At 37.1% G+C, this 24,660-nt stretch carries 24 protein-coding genes; 4 read left to right on the plus strand and 20 right to left on the minus strand.

Features of this window, described 5'->3' with window-relative positions; translation table 11 throughout:
- Nucleotides 1-2 precede the first annotated feature (2 nt).
- The 6 genes from BUC21_RS10315 to BUC21_RS10340 all read right to left on the minus strand — a co-directional run bounded on the left by BUC21_RS10315 (nt 3) and on the right by BUC21_RS10340 (nt 6,473).
- A complete protein-coding gene (locus BUC21_RS10315; protein ID WP_073401933.1) occupies nt 3-431 on the minus strand; it encodes an acetyl-CoA carboxylase biotin carboxyl carrier protein in 429 nt (142 codons plus the stop codon).
- A gap of 36 nt (nt 432-467) precedes the next feature.
- Nucleotides 468-884: an OadG family protein gene (locus BUC21_RS10320; protein WP_073401935.1), complete on the minus strand. Its 417-nt coding sequence runs from the start codon at nt 882-884 to the stop codon at nt 468-470.
- Nucleotides 885-905: 21 nt separating this feature from the next.
- Complete coding sequence (locus tag BUC21_RS10325) at nt 906-2,459, minus strand: acyl-CoA carboxylase subunit beta (protein WP_073401937.1); 1,554 nt, start codon at nt 2,457-2,459, stop codon at nt 906-908.
- A gap of 26 nt (nt 2,460-2,485) precedes the next feature.
- Nucleotides 2,486-2,890: a methylmalonyl-CoA epimerase gene (gene mce, locus BUC21_RS10330; protein ID WP_073401939.1), complete on the minus strand. Its 405-nt coding sequence runs from the start codon at nt 2,888-2,890 to the stop codon at nt 2,486-2,488.
- 118 nt (nt 2,891-3,008) lie between these two features.
- Entirely contained in the window at nt 3,009-5,420 is a 2,412-nt protein-coding gene (locus BUC21_RS10335) for a TonB-dependent receptor (RefSeq protein ID WP_073401942.1), read from the minus strand.
- A 69-nt stretch (nt 5,421-5,489) separates the two neighbouring features.
- Nucleotides 5,490-6,473 carry a GNAT family N-acetyltransferase gene (locus BUC21_RS10340; RefSeq protein WP_073401944.1) on the minus strand — a complete coding sequence of 328 codons (984 nt, stop codon included), beginning with the start codon at nt 6,471-6,473 and terminating at the stop codon, nt 5,490-5,492.
- An 86-nt stretch (nt 6,474-6,559) separates the two neighbouring features.
- Here BUC21_RS10340 and BUC21_RS10345 point away from each other — a divergent pair, with 86 nt between their 5' ends.
- The 4 genes from BUC21_RS10345 to BUC21_RS10360 are packed head-to-tail and all read left to right on the plus strand — an operon-like array spanning nt 6,560 to nt 8,972.
- Nucleotides 6,560-7,096 carry a nitroreductase family protein gene (locus tag BUC21_RS10345; protein WP_073401946.1) on the plus strand — a complete coding sequence of 179 codons (537 nt, stop codon included), beginning with the start codon at nt 6,560-6,562 and terminating at the stop codon, nt 7,094-7,096.
- Entirely contained in the window at nt 7,071-7,856 is a 786-nt protein-coding gene (locus tag BUC21_RS10350) for a Rossmann-like and DUF2520 domain-containing protein (RefSeq protein ID WP_139261400.1), read from the plus strand. The genes BUC21_RS10345 and BUC21_RS10350 overlap by 26 nt, the downstream gene beginning before the upstream one ends.
- Nucleotides 7,853-8,374: a KdsC family phosphatase gene (locus tag BUC21_RS10355; RefSeq protein WP_073401950.1), complete on the plus strand. Its 522-nt coding sequence runs from the start codon at nt 7,853-7,855 to the stop codon at nt 8,372-8,374. Before BUC21_RS10350 ends, BUC21_RS10355 begins: the two co-directional genes overlap by 4 nt.
- Nucleotides 8,375-8,390: 16 nt before the next feature.
- Nucleotides 8,391-8,972, plus strand: a complete 582-nt coding sequence (locus BUC21_RS10360) for a Maf-like protein (protein WP_073402122.1) — start codon at nt 8,391-8,393, stop codon at nt 8,970-8,972.
- Nucleotides 8,973-9,343: 371 nt separating this feature from the next.
- Here BUC21_RS10360 and BUC21_RS10365 read toward each other — a convergent pair whose 3' ends face one another.
- The 14 genes from BUC21_RS10365 to BUC21_RS10435 form a co-directional block, all read right to left on the minus strand.
- Nucleotides 9,344-11,560 (minus strand): tetratricopeptide repeat protein, encoded by a 2,217-nt coding sequence (locus BUC21_RS10365; RefSeq protein WP_073401953.1) that lies wholly within the window; start codon nt 11,558-11,560, stop codon nt 9,344-9,346.
- 233 nt (nt 11,561-11,793) lie between these two features.
- The gene (locus BUC21_RS10370; protein WP_073401955.1) at nt 11,794-12,744 is read right to left on the minus strand and encodes an ABC transporter substrate-binding protein; all 951 of its coding nucleotides are present in this window, start codon (nt 12,742-12,744) and stop codon (nt 11,794-11,796) included.
- A gap of 123 nt (nt 12,745-12,867) precedes the next feature.
- Nucleotides 12,868-14,130 (minus strand): phosphoglycerate kinase, encoded by a 1,263-nt coding sequence (locus tag BUC21_RS10375; RefSeq protein WP_073401957.1) that lies wholly within the window; start codon nt 14,128-14,130, stop codon nt 12,868-12,870.
- A 116-nt stretch (nt 14,131-14,246) separates the two neighbouring features.
- Entirely contained in the window at nt 14,247-14,900 is a 654-nt protein-coding gene (gene nth, locus BUC21_RS10380) for an endonuclease III (RefSeq protein ID WP_073401959.1), read from the minus strand.
- Nucleotide 14,901: 1 nt separating this feature from the next.
- Nucleotides 14,902-16,098, minus strand: a complete 1,197-nt coding sequence (locus BUC21_RS10385; RefSeq protein WP_073401961.1) for an MFS transporter — start codon at nt 16,096-16,098, stop codon at nt 14,902-14,904.
- A 93-nt stretch (nt 16,099-16,191) separates the two neighbouring features.
- The gene (pheS, locus tag BUC21_RS10390) at nt 16,192-17,211 is read right to left on the minus strand and encodes a phenylalanine--tRNA ligase subunit alpha (protein WP_073401964.1); all 1,020 of its coding nucleotides are present in this window, start codon (nt 17,209-17,211) and stop codon (nt 16,192-16,194) included.
- Entirely contained in the window at nt 17,208-17,750 is a 543-nt protein-coding gene (locus tag BUC21_RS10395; RefSeq protein ID WP_073401967.1) for a 2-oxoacid:acceptor oxidoreductase family protein, read from the minus strand. Before BUC21_RS10395 ends, pheS begins: the two co-directional genes overlap by 4 nt.
- Before the next feature lie 17 nt (nt 17,751-17,767).
- A complete protein-coding gene (locus BUC21_RS10400; protein WP_073401970.1) occupies nt 17,768-18,532 on the minus strand; it encodes a thiamine pyrophosphate-dependent enzyme in 765 nt (254 codons plus the stop codon).
- 210 nt (nt 18,533-18,742) lie between these two features.
- On the minus strand, nt 18,743-19,825 hold the full coding sequence (locus BUC21_RS10410) for a 3-methyl-2-oxobutanoate dehydrogenase subunit VorB (RefSeq protein ID WP_073401974.1): 1,083 nt from the start codon (nt 19,823-19,825) through the stop codon (nt 18,743-18,745).
- 54 nt (nt 19,826-19,879) lie between these two features.
- On the minus strand, nt 19,880-20,107 hold the full coding sequence (locus BUC21_RS10415; RefSeq protein WP_073401977.1) for a 4Fe-4S dicluster domain-containing protein: 228 nt from the start codon (nt 20,105-20,107) through the stop codon (nt 19,880-19,882).
- Between the two features lie 11 nt (nt 20,108-20,118).
- Nucleotides 20,119-20,391, minus strand: a complete 273-nt coding sequence (locus tag BUC21_RS10420) for a tetratricopeptide repeat protein (protein ID WP_073401980.1) — start codon at nt 20,389-20,391, stop codon at nt 20,119-20,121.
- 333 nt (nt 20,392-20,724) lie between these two features.
- On the minus strand, nt 20,725-22,122 hold the full coding sequence (locus tag BUC21_RS10425) for a glycoside hydrolase family 28 protein (protein ID WP_073401983.1): 1,398 nt from the start codon (nt 22,120-22,122) through the stop codon (nt 20,725-20,727).
- A 104-nt stretch (nt 22,123-22,226) separates the two neighbouring features.
- Entirely contained in the window at nt 22,227-23,906 is a 1,680-nt protein-coding gene (gene gldG / locus BUC21_RS10430) for a gliding motility-associated ABC transporter substrate-binding protein GldG (protein WP_073401986.1), read from the minus strand.
- Nucleotides 23,903-24,625: an ABC transporter permease subunit gene (locus tag BUC21_RS10435; RefSeq protein WP_073401989.1), complete on the minus strand. Its 723-nt coding sequence runs from the start codon at nt 24,623-24,625 to the stop codon at nt 23,903-23,905. The genes gldG and BUC21_RS10435 overlap by 4 nt, the downstream gene beginning before the upstream one ends.
- Nucleotides 24,626-24,660: the final 35 nt, after the last annotated feature.

The raw sequence follows: 24,660 nt of genomic DNA on the forward strand, positions 1-24,660 counted from the left end.
TATTACTCAATTATGATAAGATCTGTACCTTCAAGAACAGAATCTCCATTGTTTACATTAATAGCAGTAACTTTTCCATCTTTGTCTGCATGAATATTATTTTCCATCTTCATCGCTTCAAGAATAAGAACAGTATCTCCTTTCTTTACTGTATCTCCAACTTTTACTTTGAGATCAAGAATAATACCTGGAAGCGGAGATTTAACAGCGCTCTTGTTTGATGTTGCAGCCGGACGAGAAACTACAGGCTTGCCACTTTCAGTTTTAGGAGCAGCAGCCGGACGAGTTACTGGTTTAGGAGCTACAGTTTTTTCAATTTCCACTTTGTAGGGTGTACCGTTAACTTCAACAGTAGCGATATTATTTTCATCAATGTCGTTAACCGTAACTTTGTAGAGGTTTCCATTGATCTTATATTTATATTGTTTCATCTTTTATTAAATTTAAAATTAATATTGAAAATGCTTCTAACGTTTACGTGGCGTTTCTGTTAAAGTATAAATTTTAGAACTCCATGGAGAATAGTTACGTTTAACCTTATTAATGGTTAATACCATATCTTCTACATCGTGAACATTATCCTGATATTCGTGCAATGCCATTGATATTGCTGCCAGTACATCTCCGGATTCCGGACCTGTAGCCTGGTTTTTATCTGTGATTCCTTTAACCTTCATCGTATTCTTGTTGGATAATTGAATAGAAATATTAGCAATAATCCTGAATACAAAATAGAAAAAAATCAAACTAACAAAAATAATTATCATAGCAGCAATGGCCATTCCTATGCCTTTAGAATCATTAGTGCGAAGGTTTTGCGCGTTCGCTCCAATGCTTCCGGCAAGCAATGAAATGATTAATATTCCTTTATTTATTTTATTCATAACTTGTAGTTTTATAGTTACTTATAATGGAATATTTCCATGCTTTTTAGCTGGATTAGTTAACTTCTTAGTTTGCAATTGCTGTAAAGCACGAATAATACGGAAACGAGTATTTCTTGGTTCAATAACATCGTCAATGTAACCATATTTTGCCGCATTGTATGGATTAGCAAACAACTTGGTGTATTCTTCTTCTTTTTCAGCCATAAAGCGAACAGGATCTTCAGCTGTTTTTGCTTCTTTTGCATACAATACTTCTACTGCGCCGGCACCACCCATAACTGCAATCTCAGAAGTTGGCCATGCATAGTTCATATCGCCACGAAGTTGCTTACAACTCATTACAATATGTGAACCTCCGTATGACTTTCTAAGAGTAACGGTTACTTTAGGTACTGTAGCTTCACCATAAGCATAAAGTAGTTTAGCTCCGTGAAGAATAACTCCATTGTACTCTTGTCCTGTTCCTGGCAAGAATCCCGGAACATCTACTAAAGTTACTATAGGAATATTAAATGCATCACAGAAACGAACGAAACGTCCGGCTTTACGTGAAGCATTGCTATCAAGTACACCTGCAAGATATTTAGGCTGATTAGCTACAACACCAACAGATTGTCCGTTAAAGCGGGCAAAACCGATTATAATATTTTTAGCATAATCCTTTTGAATTTCAAGGAATTCTCCGTTGTCAATGATCGCACCTATAACTTCATACATATCATAAGGCTTGTTTGGACTGTCAGGAACAATTTCATTTAAAGAGTCTTCCAAACGGTCTATTGGATCATCGCAAGGAACAAGAGGTGATTCTTCTAAGTTGTTTTGTGGAATAAAGCTAAGTAGCTTACGAATTATAGATAAACCTTCTTCTTCTGTTTTAGCAGTAAAATGAGTTACACCGGATTTTGAAGAGTGTACACTTGCACCTCCTAAGTCTTCTTGAGAAACATCTTCACCAGTTACTGTTTTTACTACTTTAGGTCCTGTAAGGAACATATAAGAAGTACCTTCCATCATTAAAGTAAAGTCAGTCAATGCTGGAGAATATACAGCTCCACCTGCACAAGGACCAAAAATACCAGAAATTTGAGGAATAACGCCTGATGCAAGAATGTTACGCTGGAAAATTTCAGCATATCCGCCAAGCGCGTTTATACCTTCCTGGATACGAGCACCTCCAGAGTCATTAAGTCCAATAACCGGAGCCCCCATCTTCATAGCCTGATCCATAACTTTACAGATCTTTTGTGCCATAGTTTCAGACAAAGAACCTCCGAAAACTGTGAAGTCCTGTGCGAAAACATAAACTAATCTACCTTCGATAGTTCCGTATCCGGTAACAACTCCATCACCAAGATATGATTTCTTTTCCTGACCGAAGTTTGTACATCTATGTTTTACGAACATATCCATTTCTTCAAAACTTCCATCATCTAATAATTGAGCGATTCGCTCACGTGCAGTGTATTTTCCTTTCGCGTGTTGTTTTTCAATAGCTTTTTCTCCACCACCTAAGCGAGCTTGAGTACGTAGTTCTATAAGCTCTTTTACTTTTTCAAGTTGGTTACTCATGAATTTATGATATTAAAGTTAATAAATTAGTGTTCACAAAGTTCGGTAAGTACGCCGAGGGTAGATTTTGGATGAAGGAATGCAATCTGTAATCCTTCAGCTCCTAAACGAGGTGCTTTGTCGATTATGCGGATTCCATTCGTTTCAGCTTCAGCCAAAGCGTTAGCAACTCCATCTTCAATTGCAAATGCAACATGGTGTACACCTGCTCCTTTATTTTCAATAAATTTAGCAATAGTACTATCTGGACTAGTTGGTTCCAGTAGTTCAATTTTTGTTTCTCCAACTTTTAAAAAAGCTGTTTTAACTTTTTGGTCTTCAACTACTTCTATATTGTAGCATTTCAAACCTAATACATTTTCATAATAAGGTAAAGCTTCTTCTATACTCTTTACGGCAATGCCTAAATGTTCAATGTGAGAAATCTTCATAATTATTTAATTTTTCATTGGTATTTACTATTATCCCTATGGACAAAACAGTACAAAGAAAGTCAATTACTTCTTAATAAAGAAATTTTTCAGCATTTTATTTTGGTTGTTTATGCGACTAAAATTCTAAAAGTAAACGAATATTAATTTGACGAGATGTTAGGTAATTAGGTACAGCATATTGGTTATTAGAGATATCGGTAACCCAATAGTAAGAATTTACGTTGTTGATACCTAGCAAATTGAATATATCTATCCCAATCCACATGTTGCGAATATGGCGGCTGATACGCCCACGATAGTCTCCATCTTCGTTGTCAATAATTTGTCTGGACATGCCAATATCCACTCTTTTATAAGCCGGAGTTCGAAATACAATTTCTTCTCTTCCGGAATGAGGAGGACCAAATGGAAGCCCATCGGCCAAGGTGGCTTTTAAGTTCATTTTCCATTTTTTATTTCCGGGAAAGTAGTCACTGAAGAAAAATGAAAGGTTGTATCTCTGGTCAGTAGGACGTGGAATCCATTTATTATTTATCTGTTCTTCAGTTCTCATTAATGAAAGACAAAGCCAGGAGTCTGTACCCTGAACAAATTCTCCGAATAGTTTCATATCAATTCCCGTTGCATATCCACTGGCCATGTTTTTACCGTAGTAGCTTATGTGCACATTGTTAACATTGTAAGGAATCAAATCATCCAGTTTCTTATAATAAAGTTCGGTGGTGAATTTAAATGGTCTGCCAAGAGCTCTGAATCTATAATCTCCTGCCAATACAAAATGAATGGATCTTTGAGATTTAATATCCTTATTAAGTGTAACGGTTGCATTTCCATCTATTGTAGTAGTATCCCGAAATTCTTTGTAGAAAGGAGCCTGATAATAAACTCCAGATGCTGCACGGAAAGTCAGATCTTCATTAAACCTTGGAATAAGCGCTATGGAAGTTCGTGGACTGAAGATAAATTCTTTGTTCCAGTTCCAATAACTGCCTCGTACTCCAAAGTTGAAAGTTAGTAACCCTATATTTGATGAGAACTTATATACATCTTGTGCATAAAATGAGAAACGGTCACTCCTTATTTTATTTTTTGAAGCCAGACTATAAATCAACTCAACATTATTACTTGTGTGAGGAAGAGAATAACCTGCCGAGTCTCTCATTTCCCATTCACGAAGTTTATCTTTTATAAATTCCTTTTTTAATTCCAGTCCCCATTTTATTTGATTACTATGAATCTTATGACTTCCGGCAATAGAGTAATTCTGTACATCTGCATTTAAATAATTACGGGCATGTTCCATATATGTTCCTACACCAATGGTTTCAGCACCATTAGTCGTTTCCGTAGATGTACTTCCATTTAAGGAACTTAACCAATATTCTCCGGTAATATCATAAGTCTCTTGTTCTTTTGTATGGAAAGCAGATCCGATAAATGAGATATCATTATAAGGATTAAGGTGATAGGTGATACTTCCGGAACCGAAATAGGTTTGAAACAAATCTCTTTCCTGTCCTCCGAAATATACTTTGAATTCTTGAATAGACGAAATTGTTCCGAACTTTGTATTCCGGTCTTTTGGCTTGAAATTATATTTGTTTTGGGATATGTTACCTATAAATCCAAACTCCCAACGCTTATTAGGCGTCCAGTTTAAATAAGTCTGGTAATCAAGGAAAGCTGGATCATATTCACCTTTAGTTTCCAAACTTCCTAAAAGATAACGATTGGTTTTATAGCGAATACCGTTAGTCATGGAAAAATGTTTGGTAGCAAACCCTACGTAAGCACTTGCTCCTAATAAACTGGTAGATACAGATCCTTCTAAATGTTCCGGCTTTTTATAGGTTATATCCAGAACGGAAGACATTTTATCTCCATATTTTGATTCATAACCTCCCGAAGAAAAGCCTATCTCTTGTACCATATCCGGATTTATAAAGCTAAGTCCTTCTTGTTGCCCGGAGCGAATTAATAATGGCCGATATATTTCTACTCCGTTTACATAGACAATATTCTCATCAAAGCTACCTCCCCGCACATTATATTGAGAGCTTAATTCGTTATGCGAACTTACTCCTGCCTGTGTAGCAATTAAAGATTCAATATTTCCTCCCGAAGCATCCGGCATAAGCTTTCTATCTTTTGCTTTAATTCTTTCTGTCATTCCAGTTTGCCTCTTAGATTCAGTTACAGTTACTTCTCCGAGTTCATATCCGGAATTGAGTAGTATAACGTTTAGTGTGATTTCGCCTTTTGGATTCTTTAATACTCTTTTCTTTGTATTATATCCCAGCATGGAATAAACAAGAACTACACTGTCTTTTGATGGAACGGTTAATGAATAGTGGCCTCTTAGATCAGTTACGGTACCTGTTATCTGCCCCTGAATTCGTACATTGGCTATTTCTATTGGATTATTATCCTGATCCATAACGATTCCGGAGACTTTGGCTGTTCCCTGAGCTATAATTGCTATAGGAAAGAATATTATTATGAGTGCCAGAAGTGCACAGTACTTCATATTGATGCGTTCTTTTTATGCACAGAATATCCCGTGCTATCATATAGAGATAATAACGTAAAAAAGAGATTATGTGTATATTCTAACAAAAAAATTATTTAAGAAAGACCATTTGAGTCTGAACCAGCGGCGTGAACTTTTTTGCTGACCACCAAAACGAAGAACAAAATCGCGGTATCCATGTTTCTTGAAAGGCAATCCTACGTCCATATATTCCAAATGTTCATAACCCTCTTTCTGTGCAAATTTTAAGGCTTCCCAAATAGCGAGTACTCCAGGATATAGTTTTTTATATGTTTTTTTGATACCTCCTGAAAATAACAGATATGCATTCGTTTTAGAAAAGACAAGTACAGAACCTCCAATTATTTTATCCTTGTATATCACAATGAATATTCTACCCATTCCACTGTGTACAGCTTTCTCATCAAAATATTCAAAGTATTCAATACAAGGGAAGTTTTTACGAATGTTATACGAATAGTTCATTTTAAGCATCTGTGAGAAAGCTCGAATCTCTTCAATACTTTTCGCCTCTTTAACGTACGCCCCATTGGCATAGCCTTTTTTTATTTGTCTTCTACGAGATACGCTAACTTTATCTAGCAAGTCGGAAGTCTTATGCAGAGAGCTTCTTACTTGCATCCAGTTAATAGGAAAGTATTGATTCTTTCGAAACGTTTTGTAACCGAATAATGAGTTTTCCAGATTCCTGAATATTAATATGAAAGATTCCTGGATTCCAATATCTGTAATGTACTCGAGCATTTTATCAAAGATGACTTCAGAGCTTATCTCATCATCAAAATATTCTCCGGTTCCATAAATTTCGCATCTGCGAATAAAGCTTGGAGGAATTAAGCGAATACATTTTCTGAGAACAGTCAATATCTTGGCAATAGGCTTTGTTCCATTATAAGCCACAACCAGAATAGGAGTGTAGCCCGGAGTTGCTTCATAAATCTGAAACATCTCTTTGGAATAAAATACATTATCTCCAGGTAAGTCTGGAATATCATATGCGTGATAATATGTAAGAAGCTTAAATACCATATAGTTGCAAATTTATATTTTTTTACCAACAAATCAAATTCCTAGTTGTATATTTGTCGGTTAATAACGAATATGCAGATATAATTATGGAACAATTCAGTGAATTGATAAAGAACAGACGTAGTACCAGAAAGTTTACATCTGAGGAACTGAAACAAGAAGAAGTGGTGAGCTTACTAAAAGCAGCTTTAATGTCACCCTCATCCAAACGTACAAATCCCTGGCAATTTATAGCAGTTGATGATAAAGAAACGTTGGCAAAACTGGCTAAGTGCAAAGATAAAAGTGCTGACTTTATAGCAGAAGCAGCATTGGCTATTGTTGTTACTGCCGATCCGTTAGCAAGTGATGTATGGATTGAAGATGCTTCTATCGCTTCTATTATGATTCAATTGCAGGCCGAAGATTTAGGATTGGGAAGTTGCTGGGTGCAGGTTCGTGAACGATTTACTGCTACCGGAATGTCTTCCGATGAATATGTACATGGAATATTGGATATCCCGTTACAACTTCAGGTCCTTTCGGTTATTGCTATTGGACATAAAGGTATGGAACGCAAACCTTTTAATGAGGAACATTTGCAGTGGGAGAAGATACATATCAATAAGTATGAAGGAAAATAAAATCGTTTTTATTGGAGCGGGAAATCTGGCAACTAATCTTGCAGAGGCTTTCCACGACCGACATATCAAAATAGCTCAGATCTACAGTCGCACTGAAGATTCTGCTAAAACTTTAGCAAAAGCTGTTGAGGCTGATTATACAACAGAACTGGAAAGTGTTATTAATGATGCCGATATCTATATTGTAGCATTGAAAGACGATGCCTTGGTGGAACTTATGCCTCAGATTATAGCTGGTAAAGAAAATGCTTTAATGGCGCATACTTCAGGTAGTTTACCATTGAATGTCTGGCCAGATTCAGTAAAACGGAAAGGTGTTTTTTATCCGCTTCAGACTTTTAGTAAACAACGAAAGGTTGATTTCCTTAATATTCCGACTTTTATTGAAAGCAATAACTCTGCAGATAATCAACTTTTAAAAGAATTAGCAAGTTGTGTAACCAATAATGTTAGTGAACTTTCGTCAGAAAAGCGCAGGCAAATTCATTTGGCTGCTGTCTTTGCCTGTAATTTTACTAATCACATGTATGCCCTTGCAGAAAAATTGCTTCAACAATACGGAATGCCATTTAGTTATATGCTTCCGTTAATAGAAGAGACTGAAAGGAAAGCGCAAGTTCTTTCACCTAAAGAAGCACAAACTGGTCCGGCTGTGCGTTATGATGAGAAGATCATTAATAAGCATCTGGAGCTATTATCCAACGAACCTGAAATGCAGGAAATTTATAAATTGATTAGTAAGAGCATACATAAACTATGAGTACTATAAATTACGATTTAAAGAAAATAAAAGCAATGGCTTTTGATGTAGATGGGGTATTGAGTCCTGAGACTATTCCATTGCATCCAAGCGGAGAGCCAATGCGTTGCGTAAATATCAAAGATGGATATGCAATTCAGTTGGCTGTAAAGCATGGATTACTTGTGGCAATTATTACTGGAGGTAGGACTAATGCTGTACGCGTTCGTTTTGAAGGACTGGGAGTAAAGGACCTTTATCTGGGATCGAGCATAAAGATCAACGATTATAACGATTTTAAGAATAAGTATAATCTTACTGATGAAGAAATTCTTTTTATGGGAGATGATATTCCTGATCTGGAAGTACTTCAAACCTGCGGACTACCTTGTTGTCCGTCCGATGCTGCTCCCGAAGTGAAAGCTGCTTCGATGTATATTTCACATAAGAATGGCGGATATGGTTGTGGTCGTGATGTTGTAGAGCAAGTGTTGAAGGCTCAGGGAAAATGGATGAATGGAGAAGCTTTTGGCTGGTAAAAGAATGGAATTAAGAATGCTGGATAATTTAAGTAAATACAAAATAATACTTGCATCGAACTCTCCCAGAAGAAAAGAGTTGATGACTGGATTAGGAATAAAATATTCTGTAAAAACATTACCCGATATAGATGAGTCGTACCCCGAAACCTTGGTAGGAGGGGAGATTCCTGTTTATATTGCCAAAGGAAAGGCGGATGCTTACATGCATCTTATCAAGCCCGATCAACTTATAATCACTGCTGACACAATAGTTTGGCTAGATGGCAAAGTTCTTGGTAAACCTCAGGATATGGATGAGGCTAGAGAAATGCTTAGAAGTCTTTCGGGTAAAACACATCAGGTATATACAGGTGTTTGTCTTACAACGAAAACATTTCAAAGAAGTTTCTCATCGGTGAGTGATGTTACATTTGCTACATTAACAGACGAAGAAATAGATTATTATGTAGATCTGTATCTCCCAATGGATAAAGCCGGGGCATATGGCGTTCAGGAATGGATTGGCTATATTGGGGTAGAGAATATTACCGGATCGTACTTTAATGTTATGGGATTACCTATTCAACGACTTTATCGTGAATTGAAGACTTTATAACAAACTGGAACTTATATAAGAAAATCCGGACTATGCTTGCAAAAGCTAATAGCCCGGATTTTTTTTATTATCTGAATGGATTGTATATATTTTAGACTGGTGGTGACAAACTTTAATAAAAACTTCTTTTATATGTCTTGGTATAAAATTTAGCACCCCCACTACCAAAGGGTTTCAGAAGGTACACCCTTGTTACCCCCTCAATTTATTCTAGTTATATTTCCATTTTTTGAAGAGACGTTGAATAAAAACTGAATTTACACGATAACTGTCTGATATACTTATGTATAGTAGTCTTATTTTATATGCATTTATTCAAAATCCTTCAATAAAATCTTTTATGTATGTATATAAAATTTATTTATATATTCTTATCGGTAATACCTTAACAAGTCTAGCATTAGCGGAATATCATCCTCTTTAATACCTTGTTTAATCAAGTCTTCTTTATCTTTATTAAACAGTTCGAGGAAAGACTCCTGATTATCGCTCATTGCAAGACTGGTGGCATACATTTTTACGGCTTTCTCTAACTGTCCCAAACTCCAGGCCACATGTCCTGCATTCAGATAGTCCAGCAATTGAGTCTCTTTTTCCAGTAACTTATGGTAGTACTTCATAGCCTGTTCATGTTTTCCAATAACGAAAGAACACCAGGCAATTGCACGCCATATCTTAGGTAATTCAGAGTCGATATAATCAACCTTGAAGAAATAGTTCAAAGCTTCGTCATATCGTTTGAGTCCCACCAAGCAGTGACCTATCTGTGTCAGCACATTCAGATTATCCGGTTGGGCAGCTTCAACTTTCTGATAATAAATAAGTGCCTTATCCAATTGGTTTAGCTGACGGTAGCACATAGCCAGATGCCTGTTTGTCCAGATACTGTCGGGCTTCAGAATATCAGCTTGCAGATAAGCCTCAATTGCTTTCTCGTAGCCTTTGTTCTTTTGCATGCAATAACCCATCTTCTGGTAGATTTCAGCATCGCCCTTCTTGTCTTTAACTATATCTTCATAAAGCAACCAGGCTTCAATCAGATAATTCTTGTGGAAGAAATATCCCGCAAGAGTAAGCTGATTGCTGGTGTCGCTAACTGTATCTTTTAGCGTAACGCAATGTTGCAAGTTCAGAGATTCCATGAATGGATCTTTAAACTCATGTCTGCGTGGATGAATCCTAAAGAAACGATACAAGTCGTGTATGTACTGATTGCTAATGGTATCTGCATGTTGCGCAAAAGCCAGAATCTTATCGTAACTATTGCTTTCATTAATTGCTTCATTCTGAGCCTCAAATTGCTGAGCCATCATTTCTCGCTGAGCTTCCGGAACCTGCATCATGGTGAAGCAGAAAGAATACTTGTCGCTGTTGCAAAAGAATCCAGACTGATAAATGGTGTCCAACAATACATCTCGTTTTACCGGAGTAGTAGAGAATGTTTGTACAACAGAAGAGTGCTGCATGTCGAACGGATAAAACCAGTTGGCCATTTCTCTGAAGAAAGGGTAAGTCTTGAGTTGGGCAAAAGTACTCATATATACATCTGCACCTTCCATCTGAAGCTCATTCATCTCTTTAAGCTTATCGTTCAGGCCGGATTGATCCATCCAATCCTCCCAATCAGGATTCTTATCGTTCTGACCGCTTTCCTCATCCGGAGCCTCATTGTTGAACTTAATATTTTTCAGGTTCGGATTCTTCATTAATTCAGGAAGAATCTCTTCACGCATCTTTTTATCAATCTTTTCTGTTTCCCGGCAACGCAAAAGCTGAATCTGTATAACACTCAGGTTATTAGCAAAGATTGCATCTTCGTTTAATAATTTCAGTCGGGCTGCTACTTCAGGATACAGAGACAAACGCTTATCATAACGGTAGATAATAAGTGCAAGTCCTACAATAGCCCGTTGGTTTATATCGTTTGCACTATGTTGGTATGCATCAAACAACAGCATGAATTTGCGAATATCGAAGTATTGCATCAAACTCAATGTCAATGCGCTGACAAACAAGCAAAGGTCATTGACCTGAACCAGTGAAGATTGCAGGAAGTTGCGCGCCTCTTCTTCCTCCTGTGCTTCCCAATGGTCGGCTAACCAAAGGATATAGAAGAGTTCTGATACAGCTATTTCATGACGCTTACGGATGACTGCCAGATCAGCGGCCTGCTTTTCTGTATAGTGGAGCAGCTTACCCACAGCCATGTCTTCGGTGTAACTTTCCAGTTCCAGTTGTACTGCCGGAAGGGTACGGAGCGGAATAAATTTATGATACCTTCTCCGATCATAATAATACTCAGTAGAGTTTGGGGTAAGTTTACCAATTCTGGCTTTGTCTGTTAGCTTGTATGCCGTAGCCAATAGTTTTCTGTAGAGATTATTACGTTCAGGATCTGTAATGCCTTGTTGCATGTACTGCAACATATATCTATAAGAAGTTTGCAATTCTTCCAAAGAGTTTTTCAACCCCCAATCGGATATATCCTGAGTAAAAACTTCCAAACGGTTTAATGCTTCAGATAATCTTTTCTGATCCAGGAAATGGATAATCCGTTCATATTCTTCGTTTATGGCTGCTTCGTTCATAGTTTTGTGCTATTAGTTTTCTTTTATAACAAACAAAGATAAAAAAATATTCATATTAGCCTATTTAATTTATCCTAATCTTTATCCTTTATGATTTTAAGGGCAATGCTCAAAGAATTCTTGTACAAAAGATTGCATTCTTTTGTACAAAACAATTAAATCTTCTGTACAGAAGAATCTATTCTTTTGTACAAGAATCAAATAAGCTTTCCTGAAAGTTTTTAAATGATGAGTTATGGCTGATTAACAAACGTACTATCTACCAGATTCTTTTCGTTATAGTCCTCCGGAATCAGCTGTTTAATCTTAAGCCATCCAATGCTGGCTTTTATGTCTTTAATCTTAGGAAGTTCGGCTCTATGATAATCAGGTAATGGAATCTGCTTTACCACGGATCTTGCTAAATCGAAATCTTCAGAAAGAGTCTCTATCCATTCATTTTTCGGATGACTTTTTATGAAGTTTATGCCGAGATTGTATCCAAGTATTAATGCCATAATTTCGTTATTCTTATCTTTTATAGCATTCTCGGAAAATAGGGTAGCAGTTGCATTAATGCCCAAATCTTTAGTCGATTCTAATGATTTGTGTCCATCCCTTATAGCGATAGTTGCATACGGATCGGGGAAGAAAGCTGCGTCAATCTGCCCGTTTTGCAACATTTCCAACCGGACAGTTATTTTGCTGATATTAGGCTTGTTTACGTTTACGGTCAGGATGTTAGCTGCCTTTAAGGCAATATCTGTAGAAAAATCTGTTATGGTATTTTCTGAAACACCAACATTCATCTTTCGTAGGTCTGTAAGTTTTTTTATGCCAGATTCTTTTCCTGCTATCAAATAGAGAATTCCATCGTTTTTCATTATGACTTTTAACTTGGAACCATTTGCTTGCAGAGCTATAGCTCTTGTTAAATCTGTTATGGCACCGTCTAATTTGCCTAATTTGAACTCGTGCTCCAAATCACTTGAGGACAGATATTTTATAAAGTTTACTTTTAATCCCAGTGAATCATATATCCCTTGTTTCTGAGCTACGGTAAATGGTACATAATCCATTGACTGCATCACACCGAGATTTATTTCCTGAAGTTCATTCTTATCTACAACCTTTTCTTTTCCTTTGCAGGAAATAAAAAATGAGGTAGTAAGGATAATACTAACGATAAAAATGTATTTTTTCATAAAGCGAAGATCCTATAAAAATATAATAAAAGAAGAAGAGAGCGATTCAAAAGTAATTCGAATCCAGGGATTCGCTTTAACTTTTGAAGCACTCTCTTCTCTATATCTACTCCCTAGGGAGAATTATGCTTCTTGAATAGCTGCGATTCCTGGAAGAACTTTTCCTTCGATAGCTTCTAATAATGCACCACCACCTGTTGATACATAAGAAACGCCATCAGCTAAACCGAATTTGTTTACACAAGCAACAGAGTCACCACCACCTACAAGTGAGAATGCACCGTTCTTTGTAGCTTCAACGATAGCTACACCTACTGCATGAGAACCAGAGGTGAAGTTTTCGAATTCGAATACTCCTGTAGGACCATTCCAAAGAATAGTTTTAGAGTTCTTGATAACATCAGCAAATAAAACTTCAGTCTTAGGACCAATATCAAGACCACTCCATCCGTCAGGAATATTATCAATATCAACAAACTGAGTGTTTGCGTCGTTTGCAAATTTATCAGCAATTTTAGCGTCAACAGCCAAAACAATATTTACGTTGCTTGCTTTTGCTTTTTCAAGTAATTCAAGAGCTAGATCAAGCTTGTCATCTTCACAAAGAGAATTACCAATTTTACCACCTAATGCCTTAGTGAAAGTATAAGTCATACCACCGGCAATGATCAGGTTGTCAACCTTAGTAAGAAGGTTTTCGATAATTTCAATTTTAGAAGAAACTTTAGAACCACCCATGATAGCAGTGAAAGGACGGTTAATGTCTTTCATTACTTTTTCTACTGCTTTTACTTCTTTTTCCATCAGGTAACCGAACATTTTATTGTCAGTATCGAAGTAGTTAGCGATAAGAGCTGTAGAAGCGTGTGCACGGTGAGCAGTACCAAATGCATCGTTTACATAGCAATCAGCATAAGAAGCAAGAGCTTTAGTAAAGTTCTTCTGGCTTTCTTTTACTGCTTTCTTAGCAGCAGCTTTTTCTTCGTCTGTTGCATCATCAGCAAGACCTCTTGGTTTGCCTTCTTCTTCAGCATAGAAACGAAGGTTTTCAAGCAATAAAGCTTCACCTGGTTTCAAAGCAGCAGCTTTAGCAGCAGGTTCGTCGCCCATACAGTCACTTGCAAACTGTACTTCTACACCAAGCAATTCAGATACACGACCAATAATATGTTTTAATGAGAATTTTTCAGTTGCTCCTTTCGGACGTCCAAGGTGAGAACCAATAATAAGGCTACCGCCATCAGCGATAATCTTCTTTAATGTAGGAAGGGCAGCACGTATACGATTGTCGTCTGTGATGTTGAAATTTTCATCCAATGGAACATTAAAGTCCACTCTAACGAATGCCTTTTTACCGGCAAAGTTGAATTTGTCAATTGTTTGCATAATTCTCTTATAATTTAAAATTCTATTATTCTTAAATGCGAACGCAAAGTTATTAATTATTTCCTACTTATCAATTAAATATTATTTAATTATTTTCTGTTTTTTACTCTTTTATCTTACTGTTTTATCACATTATATTCTCTTTTGTAATATTTACATAGCAATTTTAACCCACAACTATCACATTTTGGATTTCTAGCTATGCAAACATATCTTCCATGCAAAATAAGCCAATGATGTGCTATGGGTAATAATTCACCCGGAATGTATTTTACAAGTTCTTTTTCTGTTGCAAGCGGACTTTTTGAATTTGTAGTCAGACCAATCCGGTTAGAGACTCTGAATACGTGAGTATCAACAGGCATTGCCTCTTTATTGAAGATCACTGCACGAATAACATTGGCTGTTTTTCTTCCTACACCAGGCATCTTCTCCAATAATTCCATGTCGGACGGTACCTGGTCATGAAATTCGTTATGTAATATTTTTGCCATACCAACCAAGTGTTTTGCTTTATTGTTGGGATAAGAAACACTTCTGATGTATTCAAATATTACTTCTGGAGTACTGGCTGCCAATGCTTCGGCGGTTGGATAATCATGAAACAGTTTAGGAGTAATCATGTTCACACGTTTGTCTGTGCATTGCGCTGAAAGAATTACAGCAACCAACAATTCATAAGGAGTGTTGTAGTTAAGTTCAGTCTCGGCTACAGGCATGTTTTCTTTGAACCACTCAATTACTTTATCGTATAATTCTTTCTTTCTCATATTATCTTAATTTATTTTTTTCAAAGTGTGGAGCAACTTTCCTTTTGAAATAGATTACAGATAAAACGGTGAGGCAAGCTCCGAAAAAGAATGCCTTATCGAATGTTGCTATTTGTCCTATATATCCTCCTGCAAGAACGCCTATACCAATACCCATATCCCATGAAGTTAAATAGGTAGACGTTGCCGTTCCTCTTTGAGAATTTGGAGCCAGATTAACAAAAAGCGTATTAAATGCCGGAAACATTGTTCCGAAGCCAATTCCCAGAAGAAGAGCTATCAAAAAGAATAAGATTGTGGTAGCTGTACTGCTATACTTCATCAGCATGTTACATGCAGAAAGTAAAAAATAGCAGAAACAAACCAGGTACATTCCCCATGCTAAAACAGTCAGTAATCGTCCTTTATCAACTTGTTTACCCGAAAATAAACGTGAAACTGCCATTCCTACTGCCATAAAAGTAAAGAACAATCCTGTGCCACTCATTATTCCCATGCTTTTAGCATAGATTGCCACATAGGTTGTTGTCATTCCGTAAGGAACAGATAGCAACATAAGATCCAGTCCGGCGGGAACTCCTTTCAGCAGAATAAATCTATCCAATGATATTGCTTCACGTTTTACACATTTCTTTGCCGGAGTTTTTATTAAGAAAGCCATTAAAAGCCCGATGCTGCAAGATACAAATGCCCAGGTAAAGATTACATCAAACGAGTAAACCTCATGCAGAAACAAGCCAACCATTGGTCCAATGCTCATGGCTGTGTTATTCATCATTCCATAATACCCAAGACCTTCACCTCTTCTCGATGAAGGCATAATATCTATCACTATCGTATTACCGCCCACAGTTACAGTCCCAAAAGCAAAACCATGAAGAATTCTTAAGATAGTGAACAAGGTCAGTACTCCCGAAAATAAGTAACCTGCAAAGATTCCGGTGAAAATAAAATAGGCGAATAAGTAAAGCGGTTTTCGGGCAAAAGCATCAAGTAGGTATCCTGAGAAAGGACGAATACAGAGTGCAGCTATAGTATAACATGAAAGGATTATTCCTATAGTAGCGTTGTTTGAATGAAAAACCTCTGTGAGGTAAAAAGGAAGTATCGGTAGTAATAGATAGAAGCCAAAGTACAACAGAAAATTCGCAGCCAGAATAAATACATAGCTACGGGTAACCAGCTTGTCTTTTGCCATAAGATGATTATTAGGAGATATAATAAAATAAGGATAATGAATAATTCAGTTCATTGAGCTATTCATTATCCCATATTAATTATTTATGATCAGTTAGTTTGCTGCTTCGAACTGTTTCAGGAAACGAGTATCATTTTCCGAGAACATTCGAAGGTCTTTTACCTGATATTTCAGATTGGTAATACGTTCAATACCCATTCCAAGAGCATAACCAGAGTAAACTTTGCTGTCTATTCCATTACTTTCAAGAACGTTAGGGTCAACCATACCACAACCTAAAATTTCTACCCATCCGGTGTGCTTGCAGAAAGGACAACCTTTACCGCCACAGATATTACAACTGATATCCATTTCAGCACTTGGTTCAGTGAATGGGAAATAACTTGGACGAAGACGAATCTTGGTATCTGCACCAAACATCTCTTTTGCAAAAAGCAGAAGCACTTGTTTCAGGTCAGTGAAAGATACATCCTTGTCAATATAAAGAGCTTCAACCTGGTGGAAGAAGCAGTGAGCACGGTAACTGATTGCTTCGTTACGGTATACACGTCCCGGACAAATAATACGGATAGGAGGTTGTGAAACTTCCATTACACGGCTTTGTACAGAAGATGTATGTGTACGCAATATGATATCAGGATGTGCTTCAATGAAGAATGTATCCTGCATATCTCTTGCCGGATGATCTTCAGCGAAGTTCAAAGCAGAGAATACATGCCAGTCATCTTCAATTTCAGGTCCCTCAGCAATACTGAATCCCAGACGGCCAAAAATATCGATTATTTCATTCTTGACAATAGACAGTGGGTGACGAGTTCCTAAGTCAACCGGATAAGCAGAACGAGTTAAATCTAAATCGCATGAACCGCTGTCCTGGCTGTCAAAAGCCTCTTTTAATGCATTGATTCTCTCCTGAGCTTTTGTTTTCAGCTCATTCAGTCTCATTCCCACTTCCTTTTTCTGATCAGCCGCTACATTACGGAAATCAGCCATAAGGTCATTAATTGCTCCTTTTTTGCTTAAATATTTAATACGCAGAGCTTCCAACTCTTCCGCATTAGATGCTTTTAATGTTTCAACTTCTTCTAGTAGTTGCTTAATTTTAGCTATCATATTTTCTTAATTAATTCCATTCCTTTTTTAATAGCAGTTTCATTCATCGGAATCAAATGATGATGACGTTCAGGAAGAGTCTTTTTCAGTCCTTTTAAAACATTCTCAATAGTAACGATAGGACATATTTTTAATAATCCTCCAAGTACAATCATGTTGAATGCTTTAGCATTATTCATTTCATTAGCTGCATCCATTGCATCTATGCGATAAACATTGATATCCTTACGTGTAGGTGGATTGATAATACCATATCCATCGTAAATTAATATTCCGCCCGGTTTAACCTTGCTTTCAAATTTTTCTAAAGAAGGCTGGTTCAGGATAATTGCAGCATCGTACTTACTCAAAATAGGAGAAGATATCTTATTATCACTAACAATAACAGTAACATTGGCAGTACCACCTCTTTGTTCCGGTCCGTATGCTGGCATCCATGATACTTCTTTATTTTCCATTAAGCCTGAATAGGCAAGGATTTTACCCATAGACAAGACTCCTTGTCCACCAAATCCAGCTATGATTATTTCTTCTTTCATTGCTCTGATTTTTTAGATTATTCTTTATCTTTTAAGTCGCCTAGTGGATAGTAAGGGAACATGTGTTCTTCCATCCATTTATTAGATGCTTCCGGACTCATCTTCCAACCAGAGTTACAAGTTGAAACAACTTCCACTAAATTAGAACCTTTACCGTTCATTGAGTTTTCAAATGCTTTGCGAATAGCCTTTTTTGTTTTGCGAATTGCAGCAGTTGTTTGAACAGACTGGCGGGTAACATAAGCTGTACCTTCTAAAGTAGCAGCAATTTCAGTCATTTTAAGTGGATATCCGTGTAGCTTTACGTCACGACCATAAGGGCTGGTTGCAGTTTTCATTCCAACAAGAGTTGTAGGAGCCATCTGACCACCGGTCATACCGTAAATAGCATTATTGATAAAGATAATTGTAATATTTTCACCTCGGTTTAAAGCATGAATTGTTTCAGCAGTACCGATACAAGCAAGGTCACCATCTCCCTGATAAGTAAATACCAGTTTGTCAGGCCATAAACGTTTAATAGCAGTAGCAACAGCAGGAGCACGTCCATGAGCAGCTTCCTGCCAGTCAATGTCAATGTAATTGTAGATAAAGACAGCACATCCTACAGGAGAAATTCCCACAGTTTTGTCTTCCATACCCATTTCTTCAATTACTTCGGCTACTAATTTGTGAACTACACCATGACTACATCCCGGGCAATAATGCATCGGTTTGTCATTCATGAGTTTTGGTTTCTTATATACTAAGTTCTCAGGTTTGATTATATCTTCTTTAGTCATCGTCATTCCTCCTCTTATTTTTTTTCAAGCTGTTTTGAGTGATTCGCAATGCGTATTCTATGAATTTAACAAAAATGGTAAAGCAACAAACGATAAACATTACCATCTGATCCGCAACTGTGAAGTAGATTATGATTGTACTCAAAGTTCCGATCATAAAGAGTATGTTCAGAATCAATCTGATTTTATCCAAATTCAACATACGTCTTTTTATTTAATTAGTTTCTCTTTGATTGCTTCAACAACCTCGTCAGGATCAGGAACAATACCTCCAAGGCGTCCAAAGTGTTCCACTTTTACACGACCGTTAACAGCAAGACGAATATCTTCTACCATCTGACCTGCATTAAGTTCAACAGAGATCATTCCTTTTACTTTTTCAGCGTATTTAGCAATAGCTTTTGTTGGGAAAGGCCATAGAGTGATAGGACGAAGAAGTCCCACTTTGATACCTTCGGCACGAGCCAGTTCCATTGACTTTTGACAAATACGTGCACTAGATCCGAATGCTACGATCAGATATTCTGCATCTTCGCAGTTAATCTCTTCATAACGAACCTCGTTTTCTTCAATCTCTTTATATTTAGCCTGGAAACGGATGTTGTTTTGCTCCATTGCATAAGGATCAAGTTCCAGAGAAGTAATGATATTCGGTTTACGGCCATTTGCTTTTCCTGTTGTAGCCCATGGACAACGAGCAATTACTTCTTCATCGGTAAGGCGTTTTCTTTGTGCCGGAAGAACAACTTTCTCCATCATCTGACCAATTACACCATCGGCAAGGATAATAGCCGGGTTTCTGTATTTGAATGCAAGTTCAAAACCAAGTCCAACGAAATCTGCCATTTCCTGTACAGAAGCAGGCGCAAGTGCTATCAATCTGTAGTCACCGTGACCACCACCTTTTACAGTCTGGAAATAGTCAGCCTGACTAGGTTGGATAGTTCCAAGACCCGGACCTCCACGCATTACATTAACGATTAAACAAGGAAGTTCTGCACCGGCGATATAAGAAATACCTTCCTGCTTTAAACTTACGCCAGGGCTGGAAGATGAGGTCATTACCATTTTACCGGAACCGGCACCACCGTATACCATATTTATTGCTGCAACTTCACTTTCAGCCTGTAAAACAACCATTCCGGTAGTTTCCCATGGTTTCAGATCAGCAAGCGTTTCTAATACTTCAGATTGAGGAGTGATAGGATAACCGAAATAACCATCAACTCCATAGCGAATAGCTGCATGAGAGATAGCTTCGTTACCCTTCATTAAAACAACTTCTTCTTCCATATATTTAATTTTTTTAAGTTCTTTACTTAATTGATTAATAATGACTTTAATTGCTTAAAGTTTTACTTTGAAAACAGTAATACATCCGTCAGGGCATACTGTTGCACATGAAGAACATCCGTTACAAGTGTCTTCTAATACTTGCTGAGCGAAATTGTATCCTTTAATGTTTACTTCTTTATTTGTTAAAGACAACACATTAAGAGGGCATGCCACCACACAAAGATTACATCCTTTGCAACGTTCGGTGTCAACTACTATTGCTCCTTTTATTTTAGCCATAATTTAAGAATTTATTGATTGTACATATCCTTATTATAGAAATTCAGGATGTCCATTATCATTTTATGAGCTTGCAGTGCCGGACTCTGAGGGTTTATTTCTATAGCCGATAAGTAATTGTTAATTGCTTGTTGCCAGTTCCCTTGTTTGCGATAAGCATTTCCGCGAAGATAATATGCCTCGTCACACGTTGGATTGGACTCTATAAATATATCCAATGCGTTTATGGCGGCCTCCACGTCATCTTTGTCGAGTAGTCCTTTTATAGTGCTAAGTTCTTCCATCTTTTGAATTTCCAATGCTTTAGACACGCAAAGATACTTTTTATTTTTTGATTTACGTATTGAGAATAGCGAAAAATGAAAAAAAGAGATGCTTGAAATAATAAAAAAAGAAATTTTTTAGTTATAGGAGCAATTTCTTTATGTTGCATAAATATCAGCAGAAATTATTTTAATAAGATGTATCACTTTCATAAATAAAACTTTCAGGCTATATTCTTGCAAAAAGAAAGAGGTTACCATTTTATGATAACCTCTTAAATCTTATATTTGTTGTAATTAATAAATTTATTATCCGAATAATTGAAGATATAAATGATCTTCCTTGGTAATTAATTATTTTTTGATTTCTTTTCCGTTGATATATAGACCTTTAAAGGTAATATCTTTTGCTCCTTTGATTGAATTTCCCTGAGCAACATTATTGAAATGACAATCTTCTACGTTTATATTATAAACATGATCGTTATCTTCCAGGCCAACTATGTAAGAACCGAATTTACTTTTCTCACAAGTTACATTCTGAAGATATACATTGCGTACAATCGGATCAAAGCCACGTTTGCAATTTTCTTTGTTTTCATATTGGAGATTAATTTTCAAAACAGCTTCACCACATTGTCCAACTGTAACATTTCTAACATATATATTCTCAATTAATCCACCACGACAAGTGCTGGTTTTAATACGAACTACACGATCCAGATTTTTACTGTCCATTTTACAGTTTTCTACAAATAAGTTTTTATATCCACCTGAAATTTCACTTCCTACAACAACACCGCCATGTCCGTCTTTCATGGTACAGCCACGTATAATGATGTTTTCACTTGGAATATTCCATTTACGACCATCACCATTTCTACCGGATTTAATAGCAATACAATCGTCGCCGGTATTAAAAATACAATTTTCAATCAATACATTTTTGCTCGATTCCGGGTCGCAACCATCGTTGTTTGGTCCGTGGCTCAGAATGTCTACTCCCCGAACAATCATGCTTTCACAGAATAGCGGATGAATTACCCAAAAAGGAGAGTTACGCAAACTTACATCTTCAATCAGAATAGTATTGCATGAGTGGAAATTGATTAGCTGAGGACGCATTCCATCTTCAGGTTTCATAATGCGTTTGTAAACAGGCATCGAAGTTTCGGCATACATCAACAAGCGTTCACGTCCGCCATTTCTTTGAGCTACAACGCCCTCTTCCCAGCCAAAGCGTTTGGCACCACACATTCTCCACCAATTTTCATTAGCACCCTGACCATCAATGGTTCCTTTACCGGTAATAGCAATGTTAGTTTCACCGTAAGCATAAATCAATGGGTGAGCATTCCAGCAATCAACACCTTCCCAACGAGTCAGTACGGCAGGGAAATATAATTTCTGATCAGTAGAAAACTTAAGTACGGCTCCATCCTCAAAATGCAGATTTACATTACTTTTTAATGTTACAGGGCCAGTATAAAATACACCTTTAGGGATAACTACCGTTCCGCCTCCAGTCTGATTGCAAGTTATAATTGCCTGGTTAATTGCATCATGGCAAGGTTCTGCTTCATTATTAGCTTTTGCTCCAAAATCGGTAATAACAAAAGTCCTTTTAGGAAAAGATGTTTTTTTAATTTGTTGTTCAATCTTTGCACACTCTTTCCAAGCTTCCTCTATCGGACTAGCGTTAGCCAAAAGAGTAATTAAAAGCAGGGGGATAATTCCGAATACTTTTCTCATTGGTATTATTCTTTAATTGTTGTTTATTTATCGCAAAGATAAGTAAACAACAAAGGAACTAAAGGGTAGTATTTGGCATAAAAAGTGTAATATTTGACACAAACCTACCTTTGTTTCTTCTTCCTGTGTCTTGAAAATAAGAAGCCGGCTATTAGAAGTAGAAGCGGCGGTGTAGCGATATTTATAAATTCATAAAAGCCTCTATTTTCATTAATTGCCTGTTTTTTCAGCAACCTAAGTTTGTAGTTATGAGAACGCAGATTCAGCCATTGTTCGTTTTCGGCTAGGTAATTCACGGCGTTAGTCACGAAATCAGCGTTGCCTAATTGTTCGCCGGAAACTTCATCATATCCCAATGGCATAGGTTGTGCTTCATCACCTTGTCCTTTCCATTCGTTTTTAATTATACTTCCCGTTGCAACAACAATAATTCTTGTATTCTTGCTTTGTTGCAATCTGCCTTGAGGTAATTCCGTGCAGCTATCAGGAGTAAGCTGGTTGATAAAAGCAGAAGGAAATTCTCCTTCAATGAGTCCGGCTACCGGAATATTCGGCTCATTAAAATAAGATTCGTCGGCCGGCATTTCCACATAGCGCAAACTAACTTTTTCCGGAACACGCAGAGTATGTGCATTCGGAGAAGTCGAAAGCAGCACTTGTTTTTTTAGCTGACTGTTACCTACAAAAGATATGGTACTTACAAATTCTGATTTAAGAGACGAAATATTTCGTGTGATAATGTTTTCTGCCGAAGGATTAATAAGTGGAGCAAAGTACCAGGGTAGGGTAGTAAATGCTTCTTTAGAACCATCTTTGGAAGATGCCAATCGAATGGCTGTGCATTGCATATCCTGCACTGTCACCGGATTAATTCGTACGCCATAAGTAAAAAGCATATCATCCAGATTTACGTCCTGCTTTAAAGTTGATGATTCTCCGGTACCGTCAAAATCCTGCAGAGAAATCTTTATACCGTCTACCAACCAAAGAATTCGTCCTCCATTCATCAGGTATTGATCCAACGCAAATTTCTCTTTTTCAGTAAAAGCTTTTTTAGGAGAGGCGATAATCAGAACTTTGTAGGGGAGCAATTCTTCAGGATTCCCACTAAGTTGCCCTCTGTCCACATTGTAATATTTACTTAGTAGATTTGTTGCTTCGTATACATACGGTTCACTCCACTCTCCGTGTCCTTCAATAAATGCAATACGATCAGGATTGGTAATGGTTAGCACTCTCAAACCTTCTGTAATATTGTATTCCAGCTCTCCGGCCGAAGTATTAAGTACTTCTTGCGGGGTAAGATTCATATTCTTTTTAAGCAGACTAACCTGAATGGTATCTCCATTATATATCAACTCTGCCCATGGGAAAATTACTTTCGAGGAAAGTTTGCCTTCACGATCACGCTCATTAACAGACAGTCCGCGCATTCCTTTGTTGTTCATTCTAAGATAATGCTCCTGTCGGCTTTTCTCGTCGGGAGCTGCCGATGGATTTATATTTTGCAGAATAATGCCGTGAGTTGAATAAACAGAAAGTTCATCTAACATGTCGTTTACAGATGTACGTAACCTATCGAATGCAGGGTTTAAATCACCATTCAGATATAGAATCACTTTCAAAGGTTTATCAAGGCTTTTAACCAGTTTGCAACTTTGATCGGATAAAGTATAGCGTTTCTCGGAAGTCAGATCAACCCTTATAAAGCAATAAGAAGAAATCAAGTTTATAACCAGTAGTAAAACCAGTAATCCAGTTCCTTTTAAAATCTTCTTTTTCATCTTTTACGTGTGTTTACTTGTATTGTCAGATAAATAAAGAAGAGCGTAATTGAGGCGAAATAGATCAGATCACGGGTATCAATCACTCCTCTTGCCATAGATTGATAATGAGCCTGAATTCCCAGCTGAACCCAACCGTTGTGCAGACTTCCGCTTGTTGTTAGCGAAGCAATCAATTCAAATCCGTAGAAAGCAGAGAAAGAAAGTAATATCGCCAGAAGGAATGCTACCAGTTGATTGCTTGTAAGTGAGGAAGTGAACAATCCGAAACTAACAAACGTGGCCAGCAGACAGAGTAATCCGCAATAGCCGCCAGTTGTTTCTCCCCAATCTATTCCAGTATTACTCAGTAAATAAATGCTAATTACATAAATTATGGTGGGAACTAAAGCAATGATCATTAATAGCCAGGCCGACCAGAATTTGCTCAAAACAATGGTGCTAATCTTTATCGGTCTCGAAAAAAGAAGTTCCAATGTACCCATTCTGTTTTCTTCAGCAAACATACGCATGGTTGTAGCAGGAACCAAAAGTAAGAAAAGAATAGGCGACAGAGAAAAAAATGGTCTGAGAGTAGCATAACCTCCATCCGGTAAGTTATATTCTCCGTTAAAGAACCATAGCATGAGCGATGCAGCCAGAAACCACACCAGGAGTATTACATATCCCATTGCCGAACTAAAAAATCCTGCTATCTCTTTTCTAATCAAATATTTCATTAATTGTTAGAATATTTATTACTTTTGTATGTTAG

Source organism: Bacteroides luti, from assembly GCF_900128905.1.
In the GTDB taxonomy this organism is placed as follows: Bacteria; Bacteroidota; Bacteroidia; order Bacteroidales; family Bacteroidaceae; genus Bacteroides; species Bacteroides luti.